Source organism: Curtobacterium sp. AC272 (assembly GCF_979258155.1).
The window spans coordinates 401,478-414,249 of the sequence record NZ_OZ409838.1 but is presented as its reverse complement, the minus strand read 5'-3'; the positions used below and the strand labels follow the sequence as shown (position 1 = coordinate 414,249).

6 protein-coding genes and 4 pseudogenes are annotated in these 12,772 nt (G+C 70.3%); 4 read left to right on the top strand and 6 right to left on the bottom strand.

What is annotated here, in order from left to right; translation table 11 throughout:
- Positions 1 to 9: 9 nt before the first annotated feature.
- Together ACZZ0J_RS02065 and ACZZ0J_RS02060 are read left to right on the top strand one after the other, a co-directional pair.
- Positions 10 to 1,188: pseudogene (locus ACZZ0J_RS02065) on the top strand (thiolase family protein); the annotation flags it as partial.
- A gap of 16 nt (positions 1,189 to 1,204) precedes the next feature.
- Positions 1,205 to 3,348: pseudogene (locus tag ACZZ0J_RS02060) on the top strand (3-hydroxyacyl-CoA dehydrogenase NAD-binding domain-containing protein).
- Between the two features lie 146 nt (positions 3,349 to 3,494).
- Here the strand turns inward: ACZZ0J_RS02060 and dxs are convergent.
- The 5 genes and pseudogenes from dxs to dut form a co-directional block, all read right to left on the bottom strand.
- Positions 3,495 to 5,426, bottom strand: coding sequence for a 1-deoxy-D-xylulose-5-phosphate synthase (dxs, locus tag ACZZ0J_RS02055; RefSeq protein ID WP_463434507.1), 1,932 nt, complete (start codon positions 5,424 to 5,426; stop codon positions 3,495 to 3,497).
- Positions 5,427 to 5,558: 132 nt separating this feature from the next.
- Positions 5,559 to 8,375, bottom strand: a pseudogene (gene acnA / locus ACZZ0J_RS02050) (aconitate hydratase AcnA).
- 129 nt (positions 8,376 to 8,504) lie between these two features.
- Entirely contained in the window at positions 8,505 to 9,296 is a 792-nt protein-coding gene (locus ACZZ0J_RS02045) for a DUF3159 domain-containing protein (RefSeq protein WP_463434505.1), read from the bottom strand.
- Between the two features lie 25 nt (positions 9,297 to 9,321).
- The gene (locus ACZZ0J_RS02040) at positions 9,322 to 10,059 is read right to left on the bottom strand and encodes a DUF3710 domain-containing protein (protein WP_463434503.1); all 738 of its coding nucleotides are present in this window, start codon (positions 10,057 to 10,059) and stop codon (positions 9,322 to 9,324) included.
- Positions 10,056 to 10,543 (bottom strand): annotated as a pseudogene (dut, locus tag ACZZ0J_RS02035) (dUTP diphosphatase). Before dut ends, ACZZ0J_RS02040 begins: the two are co-directional and overlap by 4 nt.
- A 69-nt stretch (positions 10,544 to 10,612) precedes the next feature.
- On the opposite strand from dut, the gene ACZZ0J_RS02030 reads away from it, so the two are divergent.
- Positions 10,613 to 11,044, top strand: a complete 432-nt coding sequence (locus ACZZ0J_RS02030; RefSeq protein WP_111086383.1) for a DUF3093 domain-containing protein — start codon at positions 10,613 to 10,615, stop codon at positions 11,042 to 11,044.
- A gap of 103 nt (positions 11,045 to 11,147) precedes the next feature.
- Here the strand turns inward: ACZZ0J_RS02030 and ACZZ0J_RS02025 are convergent, their stop codons facing one another.
- Positions 11,148 to 11,447, bottom strand: coding sequence for a DUF4193 domain-containing protein (locus tag ACZZ0J_RS02025; RefSeq protein ID WP_031263038.1), 300 nt, complete (start codon positions 11,445 to 11,447; stop codon positions 11,148 to 11,150).
- A 191-nt stretch (positions 11,448 to 11,638) separates the two neighbouring features.
- On the opposite strand from ACZZ0J_RS02025, the gene sepH reads away from it, so the two are divergent.
- The gene (gene sepH, locus ACZZ0J_RS02020) at positions 11,639 to 12,748 is read left to right on the top strand and encodes a septation protein SepH (protein WP_463434493.1); all 1,110 of its coding nucleotides are present in this window, start codon (positions 11,639 to 11,641) and stop codon (positions 12,746 to 12,748) included.
- Positions 12,749 to 12,772: the final 24 nt, after the last annotated feature.

Sequence of the window (12,772 nt, the reverse complement as noted above, 5' to 3'; positions counted from 1 at the left end):
TCAGACGTCGTGTTCGTGGACGGAGTACGGACACCGTTCGGACGAGCCGGCGAGAAGGGGGTGTTCTGGAAGACCCGGTCCGACGACCTCGCGGTGCACGCGATGCGCGGACTGCTCGACCGGAACGCCTCGCTCGACACCGCAGCGGTGGACGACGTCGCCGTCGCGGCGACCACGCAGCAGGGTGACCAGGGGCTGACCCTCGGCCGCACCGTCGGCATGTTGGCCGGCCTGCCGAAGTCGGTCCCCGGGTACGCGATCGACCGCATGTGCGCCGGGGCCATGACGAGCGTCACGACGCTCGCGGGTGCCATCGCCTTCGGCGCCGCGGACATCGCGATCGCCGGAGGTGTCGAGCACATGGGGCGCCACCCGATGGGCTTCAACTCGGACCCGAACCCGCGGTTCATCGCCGAACGCATGGTCTCGAGCGACGCGCTGGTGATGGGGTCCACCGCCGAGCGCCTGCACGACCGCTTCCCGGCGATCACGAAGGACCGCACGGACGCCTACGCCGTCCAGTCCCAGCAGCGCTACGCCGCAGCGTGGGCCGCCGGCAAGCTGCAGCCCGACGTCATCCCGGTCGAGGTGAACAAGGGCGACGGGTGGGACGTCATCAGCACCGACGAGCCGCCGCGTCCGGGCACCACGCTCGAGGCACTGGCCGCGCTGAAGACGCCGTTCCGCCCGCACGGACGGGTCACCGCCGGCAACGCCGCCGGCCTCAACGACGGCGCGACCATGAGCCTGCTCGCCTCGGCCGAGGGTGCCAAGGAGCACGGCCTGCCCACGAAGATGCGGATGGTCTCGTTCGCTTTCGCGGGCGTCGAGCCCGAGGTCATGGGCGTCGGCCCGGTCCCCGCGACCGACAAGGCGCTGTCGAAGGCCGGCCTGTCGATCGACGACATCGGCCTGTTCGAGATCAACGAGGCGTTCGCGGTGCAGGTGCTCGCGTTCCTCGACAACTACGGCATCGCGCAGGACTCCGCGAACGTCAACGCGTGGGGCGGCGCGATCGCCGTCGGCCACCCGCTGGCATCGAGCGGTGTCCGCCTGATGAACCAGCTCGCCGCGCAGTTCGCCGAGCGCCCGGACGTCCAGTACGGCATCACCACGATGTGCATCGGACTCGGCCAGGGCGGCACCGTCATCTGGGAGAACCCCGGCTTCAGCAAGTCCGCAGCACGTTCGGCTCGGAAGGGGCATGAGCATGACCACCGTCGACACCGACCGTCTGTCCGAACTCAGCGAGGACGAGGTCGTCACGCACTCGTTCGTCAAGCACGTCACGATGCCCTCCGGTGGCACCCTGGCGCTCATCACGCTCGACAACGGCAAGGACTACAAGCGTCCGAGCACCCTCGGGCCGCGCACGCTGCGCGAACTCTCCGGGGTGCTCGACACCCTGAAGACCGAGGCGACCGCCGGCACGATCCAGGGTGTCGCGATCACCGGCAAGGAGTACTGCTTCGCAGCCGGCGCCGACCTCTCGCAGGCGGCGTCCGTGCCGTCGCGGGGCGTTGCCCACGACCTCGCGGCCCTCGGCCACGCCACCCTCCGCAAGCTGTCCGACCTCGGTGTGCCGTCGTTCGCGTTCATCAACGGCATCGCGCTCGGCGGCGGGCTCGAGATCGGACTGCACTGCACCTACCGGGTGTTCTCGTCCGCGGCGCAGGGCATCGGCCTGCCCGAGGTCTTCCTCGGCATCATCCCGGGCTGGGGCGGCGCGACACTGCTCCCCGCCTGATCGGTCCGGAGCGCGCGCTGCGGGTCATCGTCGAGAACCCCCTCAAGAACAACCGCCTGATGGACGGGGCGGCTGCGGTCGAGATCGGCATCGGCGACGCGCTGATCCCCTCGGTGACGTTCCTGCCGTCGGCCGTCGCGTGGGCCGACGGCGTCATCGCCGGTCGTGTGCCGGTCAAGCGGCCGTACGAACCCGGCATGCTCGAGAAGGCTGCCTGGGGCACGGTCGTCAAGGTCGCCCGTGGGCAGGTCGCGTCGAAGATCGGGACGGTGCCGAAGTCGCCGTTCCGCGCGCTCGACCTGGTGGCCGCCGCTCGCGGCGGGTCCCTGGACGAGCGGTTCGCCGACGAGGACGACGCCCTCGCCGACCTGCTCTCCGGTGACCAGTTCGCTGCGTCGATGTACGCGTTCGACCTCGTGCAGAAGCGCGCGAAGAAGCCCGTCGGCGCGCCGGAAGGCGTCGAGCCGAAGAAGATCACGAAGGTCGGCGTCCTCGGCGCCGGGCTGATGGCCTCACAGTTCGCACTGCTCTTCGCCCGACGACTCGGTGTCCCCGTCGTGATCACCGACGTCGACCAGTCCCGCGTCGACGCCGGCGTAGAGCGGATCCGCGGCGAGGTCGGCAAGCTGCTCGACAAGGGCCGGATCTCCCCCGACGACGCGAACCGCATCACCGCACTCGTCAGCGGGTCGGTGTCGTACGATGCCTTCGCCGACGCCGACTGGGTGATCGAGGCCGTCTTCGAGGAGATGAGCGTCAAGCAGGAGGTCTTCCGGAAGATCGAGCAGGTCATCGCGCCGGACGCCATCCTCGCCACGAACACCTCGTCGTTGTCCGTGTCCGAGATGGGTTCGGTGCTGTCCGACCCGTCGCGCCTGGTCGGGTTCCACTTCTTCAACCCGGTCGCCGTGATGCCGTTGCTCGAGGTCGTCCGCACCGCGGACACCTCCGACGAGACACTCGTGACGGCACTCGCCGTCGCGAAGACCCTCAAGAAGACGGCGATCATCACCGCCGACCAGCCGGGCTTCGTCGTCAACCGGGTGCTCGCACGGGTCCTCGGCGAGGCGATGCGCGGCGTCGAGCAGGGCACCTCGTTCGACGTCGTGGCGGCCGGTGCCGCACCGCTCGGACTACCGATGTCGCCGTTCGAGCTGCTCGAGCTCGTCGGTCTGCCGGTCGGGGCGCACGTGCTCGACTCGCACCACGCCGCCTGGCCGGAGCGCTTCTACCCCGGTGACGGGCTGAAGAAGATCGCCGAGTACGGGAAGATCCTGACCCGCGACAAGAAGGGCAACGCGACCGGGTACGACCCCGCCGCCGTCAAGCTCGTCGCACCGTCGAAGAAGGGCGCGACGCCCGTCGACGCCACCACGATGCAGCAGCGCTTCGAGGACGCCCTGGCCGACGAGCTGCACCGCATGCTCGAAGACGAGGTCGTCCAGCACGTCGAGGAGATCGACCTCGGCCTGATCCTCGGTGCGGGCTACCCGTTCCAGGCCGGTGGGATCAGCCCGTACCTCGACCGCAGTGGGGCGTCCGAGCGCGTCTTCGGTGGGAGCTTCCACGACCCGCTGATCGTCGGCCCCGCTTCCCGCTAGCCGCCGCCGGTGTCGCGCCCCGAGGCGGGCGTCGCGCCCCGACTCTCGGGGCGCGACGCCCGCGCGGGGCGCGACGCGGGACTGCCGCACGCCCCGCAGCAGTCCGCACGCCCCGCACGCCCGACCAAGCGCCGCGCGGTCCCCGCCTAGCGGTCGGCGGACTCCCGCGACCGCGCGGGCTTCGCCTGCGGCAGCTTCGTCCCGACGACCTGGTCGATCACGTCGCGGGCGATCGCCTGCGCCGTCAGCCCGACGTCGGCGAGGATCTGCGACCGGGTCGCGTGGTCGATGAACTCGTCCGGCAACCCCAGCTCGTTCACGCCCGTGTCGACCCCGGCTGCCCGCAGGTCCTGCCGGAGCCGGGTCCCGACGCCACCCACGCGCACGCCGTCCTCGATCGTGATGACGAGCCGGTGCGTCCGCGACAGCTCGATGAGCGAGCCCGGGATCGGGACCACCCAGCGCGGGTCGACGACGGTGACGCCGATGCCCTGCGCCTCGAGCAGCGACGCGGCCTCGAGCGCCGTCGGGACCATGGAGCCGACGGCCACGAAGAGCACGTCCTCGACGCCGTCCGCAGCGGCGTGCAGCACGTCCACACCGTCGGGGAGACGACGGACGGCGGGGATGTCCGGCCCGACCTGGCCCTTCGACCACCGGAGCACGGTGGGGGCGTCGTCGACGGCGATCGCCTCGCGGAACTCCTCGCGCAGGGTCGCCGCATCACGGGGAGCGGCGATCCGGATGCCGGGCACGACCTGCAGCAGCGCGAGGTCCCACATGCCGTGGTGCGACGGCCCGTCCGGCCCGGTGATGCCGGCGCGGTCGAGCACGAACGTGACGCCGGCCTTGTGCAGCGCGACGTCCATCAGCACCTGATCGAACGCCCGGTTGAGGAAGGTCGCGTACAGCGCCACCACGGGGTGCAGGCCGCCGTAGGCGAGGCCCGCGGCAGTCGTCACCGCGTGCTGCTCGGCGATGCCGACGTCGTAGACCCGGTCGGGGTGCTGCTCCTGGAACAGGTGCAGTCCGGTCGGCCGGAGCATCGCCGCCGTGATCGCGACGATCCGGGGATCCGAGGCGCCGGCGTCGGCCAGGGACGCCGCGAACACCGAGGTCCACGACGGACCCGACGCCGCGTCGAGCGACTCCCCCGTCTCCGGGTCGATGTGCCCGACGGCGTGGAACTGGTCGGCCTGGTCGCGCAGGGCGGGCTCGAACCCGTGGCCCTTCTCGGTGATCGCGTGCACGATCGTCGGGGCGCCGTAGGCCTTCGCCTGCCGGAGCGCCGCCTCCATCGCACGCTGGTCGTGTCCGTTGACCGGCCCGATGTACTTGATGTCGAGGTTCGAGTACAGCGCCTCGTTGTTCGTGAAGCGCGACAGGAACCCGTGCAGACCGCCGCGCATCCCGCGGTACACGGCCCGGCCGGGCGCGCCGAAGCGGTCGGCCACGGCCCGGGAGGTCTCGTAGAGCGCCCGGTACTCACGCCGCGTGCGCATGGAGCTGAGGAACCGCGCCATGCCGCCGATCGTCGGAGCGTACGAGCGGCCGTTGTCGTTGACGACGATGACCAGGCGACGGTCGTTGTCGTCCGAGATGTTGTTGAGCGCCTCCCACGTCATCCCACCGGTGAGGGCGCCGTCACCGACCACCGCGACGACGGTGCGGTCGGTCTGTCCGGTCTGCCCGAACGCGCGGGAGATCCCGTCGGCCCACGACAGGGACGACGACGCGTGCGACGACTCCACGATGTCGTGCTCGGACTCGCTCCGCTGCGGGTAGCCGGCGATGCCGCCCCGCTCGCGGAGCTTCGAGAAGTCCTGCCGCCCGGTGACGAGCTTGTGCACGTACGACTGGTGCCCGGTGTCGAACACGAAGGGGTCGTTCGGCGAGTCGAACACCCGGTGCATCGCGAGCGTCAGCTCGACGACCCCGAGGTTGGGCCCGAGGTGCCCACCGGTCTTCGCGACCTCGGCCACCAGGAACCGGCGGATCTCGGCGGCGAGTTCGGTCATCTGCACGTCGGAGAGACGCTTCAGGTCGCGCGGCGACGTGATGCTGCTGAGCAGGCTCACGGGCGCTCCTTTCGTGGGGCTGATCCCCCACCATATCCGCGTGACCGGCAGACGGACTGGAGGCCCGTGGCGGTGTCGCCACGGGCCTCCGGTCCGTCGTGTGGTCGCGTCAGCGACCCGTGCTCACGTCGCTCAGACGAGCGACCGGAGCACGTACTGCAGGATGCCGCCGTTGCGGTAGTAGTCGGCCTCACCCGGGGTGTCGATGCGGACGACCGCGTCGAACTCGACCGGCTGCTTGCCGGCGGGCGAATGCTCGCTCGGCGTCGCGGTGACGTGCACGGTCTTCGGGGTCCGGCCCTCGTTGAGCTCGGTCAGCCCCGAGATCGAGACGACCTCGGTGCCGTCGAGCCCGAGGGACTCGACCGTCTCGCCCGCCGGGAACTGCAGCGGGACGACGCCCATGCCGATGAGGTTCGAGCGGTGGATCCGCTCGAAGCTCTCGGTGATGACCGCGCGGACGCCGAGCAGGTTCGTGCCCTTGGCCGCCCAGTCGCGCGACGAACCCGAGCCGTACTCCTTGCCGCCGAAGATGACGAGCGGGATGCCCTGCTCCTGGTAGTGCTGCGAGGCGTCGTAGATGAACGACTGCTCACCGTCGGCGGTCGTGAAGTCACGGGTGTAGCCGCCCTCCACGCCGTCGAGCAGCTGGTTGCGCAGACGGATGTTCGCGAACGTGCCGCGGATCATCACCTCGTGGTTGCCGCGACGCGAGCCGTAGGAGTTGAAGTCCTTGCGGTCCACGTCGTGCTCGGCCAGGTACTTGCCGGCCGGGCTGTCCGCCTTGATCGAGCCGGCGGGCGAGATGTGGTCGGTCGTGACCGAGTCGCCGAGCTTCGCCAGCACGCGGGCGCCGGAGATGTCCGACACCGCGTCGGGCTGCATGGTCATGCCCTCGAAGTACGGGGCTTCCGCACGTAGGTCGACTCCTGGTCCCACTCGAAGGTGTCGCCCGTGGGGGTCGGCAGGTTCTTCCAGCGGTCGTCGCCCTCGAACACGGAGCCGTACTCGTGGGTGAACATCTCGGTGTCGATCGACTCGTCGATGACCTGCTGGACCTCGGCCGCGTCGGGCCAGATGTCCTGCAGGTAGACGTCGTTGCCGTCCTGGTCCTTGCCGAGGGCGTCCTTGTCGAAGTCGAAGTGCATCGACCCGGCGAGGGCGTAGGCGATGACCAGGGGCGGGGACGCCAGGTAGTTCATCTTGACGTCGGGGTTGATGCGACCCTCGAAGTTGCGGTTGCCCGAGAGCACCGCGGTGACGGCGAGGTCGTTGTCCTGCACGGCCTGCGAGATCTCCTCGGGCAGCGGGCCCGAGTTGCCGATGCAGGTGGTGCAGCCGTAGCCGACCGTGTAGAAGCCGAGCTGCTCGAGGTAGGTCGTGAGACCGGCCTTCTCGTAGTAGTCGGTGACGACCTTGGACCCGGGGGCGAGCGTCGTCTTGACCCACGGCTTCGAGGTCAGGCCCTTGGCGGCGGCGTTCCGCGCGAGGATGCCGGCCGCCATCATGACGGACGGGTTCGACGTGTTCGTGCACGAAGGTGATCGCGGCGATCGCGACGGCACCGTGGTCGATCGTGAACGGGTCGGCCCCGTCCATCGCGACCTTCGTCGGGGCCGAGGCCGTCGACGGGGCGCTCGAGACGTAGACGTGCTCGTGCAGGTTGGTGTCCTCGTTGGTCGAGCCCGCGGCGATCGGGTCGGAGGCCGGGAAGGTCTCCTCCACCGCGTCGTCGAGGTCGGTCTGCTCGCTCGGGGTCGTGTAGTTGTTCAGGTCGACCTCGAACTGGTCCTTCGCCTTGGACAGTTCGATCCGGTCCTGCGGACGCTTCGGCCCCGAGATCGACGGCACGACCGTGGAGAGGTCGAGTTCCATGTACTCGGAGTACGCCGGCTCGACCGACGCGTCGTGCCACAGGCCCTGGGCCTTGGAGTACGCCTCGACCAGGGCGATCTGCGCCTCGTCGCGACCGGTCAGGCGCAGGTAGTCGAGCGTGACGTCGTCGACCGGGAAGATCGCCGCCGTCGAACCGAACTCGGGCGACATGTTGCCGATGGTGGCGCGGTTCGCGAGCGGGACGGCACTGACGCCCTCGCCGTAGAACTCGACGAACTTGCCGACGACACCGTGCTTGCGGAGTTCCTGCGTGATCGTGAGCACCACGTCGGTCGCGGTCACGCCGGCGGGGATCTCACCGGAGAGCTTGAAGCCGACGACCTTCGGGATGAGCATGGACACCGGCTGGCCGAGCATCGCTGCCTCGGCCTCGATGCCGCCGACGCCCCAGCCGAGCACGCCGAGCCCGTTCACCATCGTGGTGTGCGAGTCGGTGCCGACGAGGGTGTCCGGGTACGCGTAGGTCTCGCCGTCGAAGTCACGCGTGTAGGTGACCTTCGCCAGGTACTCGATGTTGACCTGGTGCACGATGCCGGTGCCCGGCGGGACGACCTTGAAGTCCTCGAACGCGGTCTGGCCCCAGCGGAGGAACTGGTAGCGCTCCCCGTTCCGCTCGTACTCGAGGTCGGTGTTGCGCTGGAGTGCGTCCGTGCTGCCGAACAGGTCGGCGATGACCGAGTGGTCGATGACCATCTCGGCCGGGGACAGCGGGTTGATCTTGTTCGGGTCGCCGCCGATGTCCGCCATCGCCTCGCGCATGGTGGCGAGGTCGACGATGCACGGCACGCCCGTGAAGTCCTGCATGACGACGCGCGCCGGCGAGAACTGGATCTCGGTGTCCGGGTCGGCGTCGGGGCGCCAGGAGCCGAGCGCGCGGATCTGCGCCTCGGTGACGTTCTTGCCGTCCTCGGTGCGGAGGAGGTTCTCGAGCAGCACCTTCAGGCTGTACGGGAGCTTCTCGTGCCCGGGCACCGTGTCGATCCGGTGGATCGCGTAGTCGACACCCCCAACCGACAGTGTGTCCTTCGAGCCGAAGCTATTGACTGCAGCCACCGTGCCGCCTCCCTACTGATCGGTTTGCCCTCATCATCGCGGGCCGTGGTCCGTCCCACCAGCAAGGCAAACCTAATCCCGCTGACGCCGGAGCGCCGGACGGGAAAGTCTCTTGATGTCGAGACAACTCTACACCGTGGCGGCGTCGTCCCCCCGCACGAACACGGTGCGGACCAGCAGCCACGTGACCCAGAGCACGGCGGCGTAGAGCGGGACGCCGAGGATGAGCTTGAGGCCGGCGAGGAGCTCGACCTGCGCGGTGAGGTACAGCGGGACCTCGACGGCCAGACGGAGTGCGAAGAGTCCGACCCAGATCCAGGTGGCGACCGTCAGCACGCGGCGCTTGACCGGGTCGGCGCGCCAGTCGACGTGCGAGCCGTCCTCGTTCGCCGGCAGCAGGAACCCGACGACCAGACCGATGAGCGGCCAGCGGACGGCCAGTGACACGAGGAGCCCGACCAACCACACCGAGTTGATGATGATCCCCGGGATGAAGTTGCTCTCGGCGCGTCCGGTGATGAGCGCGAGGCCCGCCGACACCGCGACGCCGAGGATGCCCGCGAAGGACATCGTCAGCGACTGTCGCTGCACCAGGCGGAGCACGACGAACACCAGGCCGACGACGACCGGGATCACGACGCTCGGCACGAGCTCCTTCGTGATCGCGTAGACCACCAGGAACGCGAACCCGGGCAGCACCGACTCGGCGAGCCCGCGGATCCCGCCGACCGCTCCGAGCAGCGCGCGCCCGGAGGGCGCCTCGCCAGGGGCGACGCGGGCGATGCCCGCGTTCTGCACCGCGTCGCGGAACTGCGCCGAGAACGACGGCGCAGCCGACGCAGCGTCAGGTGGTCCAGCGGACGCGGGCACGGCTTCGGACCCGGCCGTCTCGGGTCGGTGGGTGTCGTCGTGTTCCGGCACCGTGCCTCCAGGGCGGGTCAGGTCGTCAGATCGCGGTCTGCGTCGACTTCGGCATGTGCAGCGGGATGAGGTCGCGCGGCGGCATCGGCGTCGTGCCGCGCACGACGACGACGCTGCGGAACAGCTCCTCGATCTCGCTTGCGTCGTCGGGCTGCTCGGCGGCCTTGCCGGCGATCACGCCGCGCAGGAACCAGCGCGGGCCGTCGACGCCGACGAAGCGGGCCGGCCGGACGCCGGCGGTGCCACCGTCGCCGTCGACCGCGACCGGCACGGACGCGCGGAGTTCGGGACCGAACGGGCCGTCGACCTCGGTCACGACACCGCCCTGGCGCTCGATCTGCTCGGCGATCTGCGCGCGGATCTCGTGCCACAGACCCGTCGAGCGGGGTGCGGCGAACGGCTGGACCTGCAGCGTCGAGTCGTCGTAGTCGAGCCCGACCGCGACGACGCGCTGCGAGCCCTCCTCGACCTCGAGGCGCAGGTGCAGGCCCTCGCGCGGCAGGACCTTCACGCCGCCCAGGTCGACGTACGGACGGACCAGGTTCGCCTCGGTCTCGTCGTGCGGGCCGTTCTCGGCGCGGTCCTCGGGTCCGGACTTGTCCGTCGGGGCGACCGCGTCGACCTCGTCGAGGTCCGCGTCGGCGTCCGTCGCGATGTCGACCTCGGGGGTCGTGTCCGCGATCTCGACCTCGTCGGCGACGGCCTCGGCCACCTCGACCTCGGCGCCCTCGACCTCGTCACGCTTGCGTCGACCGAACTTCATGCGCGCGTTCCTTCCTGAACATCATCGGCGGCGCCGGTCACGGCACCGCTCCGGTCACCGTAGCCGGACGAGCCGAAGCCGCCCTGGCCCCGGACGCTGTCGGGGAGTTCCTCGACACGCGTGTACGTCACCCGCGGCACGGGCATGACGATCAGCTGTGCGATGCGGTCACCCACGTGCACCTCGTACGGTTCGGACCGGTCGGTGTTGAGCAGTGAGACCTTGATCTCGCCGCGGTACCCGGAGTCGACCGTGCCCGGGCTGTTGACGATGGTGATGCCGTGCTTGGCGGCGAGCCGCTGCGCGGGACCACGAACGCGGCGTACCCCTCGGGGAGCGCGATCCGCAGCCCGGTCGCGGCCAGGTGGCGCTCGCCCGGCTGCAGCACGAAGGCCTCGGTCGAGACGAGGTCGGCACCGGCGTCGCCGGGGTGGGCGTGTCCGGGGCGGTTCTCCCCGGTCCAGAGGACGTCGACTGGTTCCATCACGTGTCGAGGGTAGTGCAGAGACGTGACCCGACCGTGACCTGCCCCGAGTCGTGGTCGAATGGACCCGTGACCCTGTACCGCGAACGACTCTGGGCCCCGCCCGCCCTGTACCTGGCGACGGCGCTCGTCATCCCCGCCACCCTGCTCGTGTTCCTGCCCATCAGCGTGCTCGCCGGGGTGCTCGTGGCGATCGGCATGGAGCTCGGCGTCCTCGTGCTCCTGTGGGCACTCGCACCCACCATCGAGGTCACGGACAGCGAGTTCCGCGCCGGCAAGGCGCACCTCCCCCGCGCTCTCGTCGGCAGCGTCGAGGCGTTCGAGGGCGCCGAGGCGACCACGCAGCGCGGCCCGAAGCTCGACGCACGGGCGTGGACGCTCTTCCGCGGCTACGTACGCGGGGTCGTCAAGGTCGAGGTCCGCGACGACGCCGACCCGACGCCCTACTGGCTGGTCAGCGTCCGGCAGCCCACCAAGGTGGTCGAGGCGCTCCGGTCCTGACGGACCCTGCGGACGACCGGGAGGCCCGGCGCACGTCCGCCCCGCACCGCACGACGAAGGCCCCGCATCCTGGAGGATGCGGGGCCTTCGGTCATCGGTGCGTCTAGAGCGCCGCGCATTCTGCGCAGACCGGCCCGAGCTTCGACTCGTGGTCGAGCTGGGAGCGGTGCTTCACGAGGAAGCACTCGACGCAGGTGAACTCATCGACCTGCGGGGGCAGCACCACGACGTCGAGGTCGACGTCGCTCAGGTCCTGCCCGGCGAGTTCGAAGCTGCCGGGGTTGTCCGAATCATCGTCGACGACCCCCGACATCTTGTCGGGAACGCGCTCCTTGAGGGCCTCGATCGACTCCGAATCGGAGTTGTCATCGGTCTTCCGGGGGGCGTCGTAATCGGTGGCCATGCCCATCCATTTCTCGTATCGAGAGGTCGTCGCCGGGTGATCGGCGGCGACAGTTTGCACTACGGCCCGCCAGAGTGCAAACCGAGATCTGCGGCGGGTCGTCACGGCGCTGCAACCCGTGACCGGATCGGGACATTCCCGACACCCGTCGCCACTGTTTCGCAGACTCCGCGGCACGCCCGTGCGCCTCCGTGGAAACCGTCCGCGACCACTGCATACTCACGGGGTACGACGCACGACCGTACGCGACGCTGGGAAGGCTGGACCATGCAAGACGTGAGAGTCATCGGAGTCGAGGCAGGCGCGATCCTCCTGGCCACCGACGGCGGTACCGAGTTCCGGTTGCCCGTCACGTCCTCGCTGCCGGGGCAGGTCCGCCAGGCCAACCCCGACGCCGGTCCGCAGAAGCGGGTCTCCCCAAGGACGTCCAGGCACGCATCCGTGGCGGTGCCGACGCCGCCGACGTCGCGGCCGCGCTCGACGTCGACGTCGAGTACGTCCGACGCTTCGAGGGCCCGGTACTCGCCGAGCGCGCCTTCGTCCTCGACGCCTCGCACCGCGTCCCGGTGACCCCGGTCGACGACGAGGCCCCCGACACCTTCGGCGCGGCGATCACCGCGAAGCTCGAGGCCGGCGAGGCCACCGCCATCAGCTGGGGCTCGTGGAAGCACCCGGAGAGCGGCTGGCAGGTCCGGGTCCGCTACACCGCCGCCGAGGTCGAGCACGACGCCCAGTGGCGCTTCGACCCGAAGACCTCGACGCTCGTGCCGGACAACGGCGACGCGCACCGGCTCTCGCACACCGACGACGAGGGCATCGCTCCCCGACTGCGTGCCGTGGAGTACGAGCAGCAGCACGACGACGGCACCCGCTTCGACTCCGGCGCCTTCCGCGTCGAGGAAGAGGACGAATCCGTCACGAACCCCGACGTCCCCGACCGCGCGCCGCTCCGAGCACCGCTGCCCCGGATCGGCCAGGCGGCCGTCGAGGAGCGCGCACCCGGCAACGAGACCGCCGACCTGCTCGAGGCGCTCCGCCGCCGCCGTGGGGAGCGCGAGGCCGCCTCGTTCGGCGAGCAGCGCGACGAGCCCGCCCGCGGCACCTCGATCAGCGTCGTCGACATCCCGCTGCAGGGGTTCGACGACGAGCCCGAGGGCGACACCGTCCCGCCGTCGGCCGACGCCCGTCCGGCATCGGCGCCCGAAGCCGAGGGCCGTGCGGAGCGCAAGAAGCGCAACCGTCGGTCGATGCCGAGCTGGGACGAGATCGTCTTCGGCACCCGCCCGGAGGACCCGGCCTGAGCTGACCGTCCGGCTGGCGCTGAC

What these genes read in the sequence shown, in the direction of transcription:
- ACZZ0J_RS02040 (WP_463434503.1), bottom strand. Translation starts at nt 10,059, where the DNA reads ATGAAGTTCGGTCGACGCAAGCGTGACGAGGTCGAGGGCGCCGAGGTC.
- ACZZ0J_RS02025 (WP_031263038.1), bottom strand. Translation starts at nt 11,447, where the DNA reads ATGGCCACCGATTACGACGCCCCCCGGAAGACCGATGACAACTCCGAT.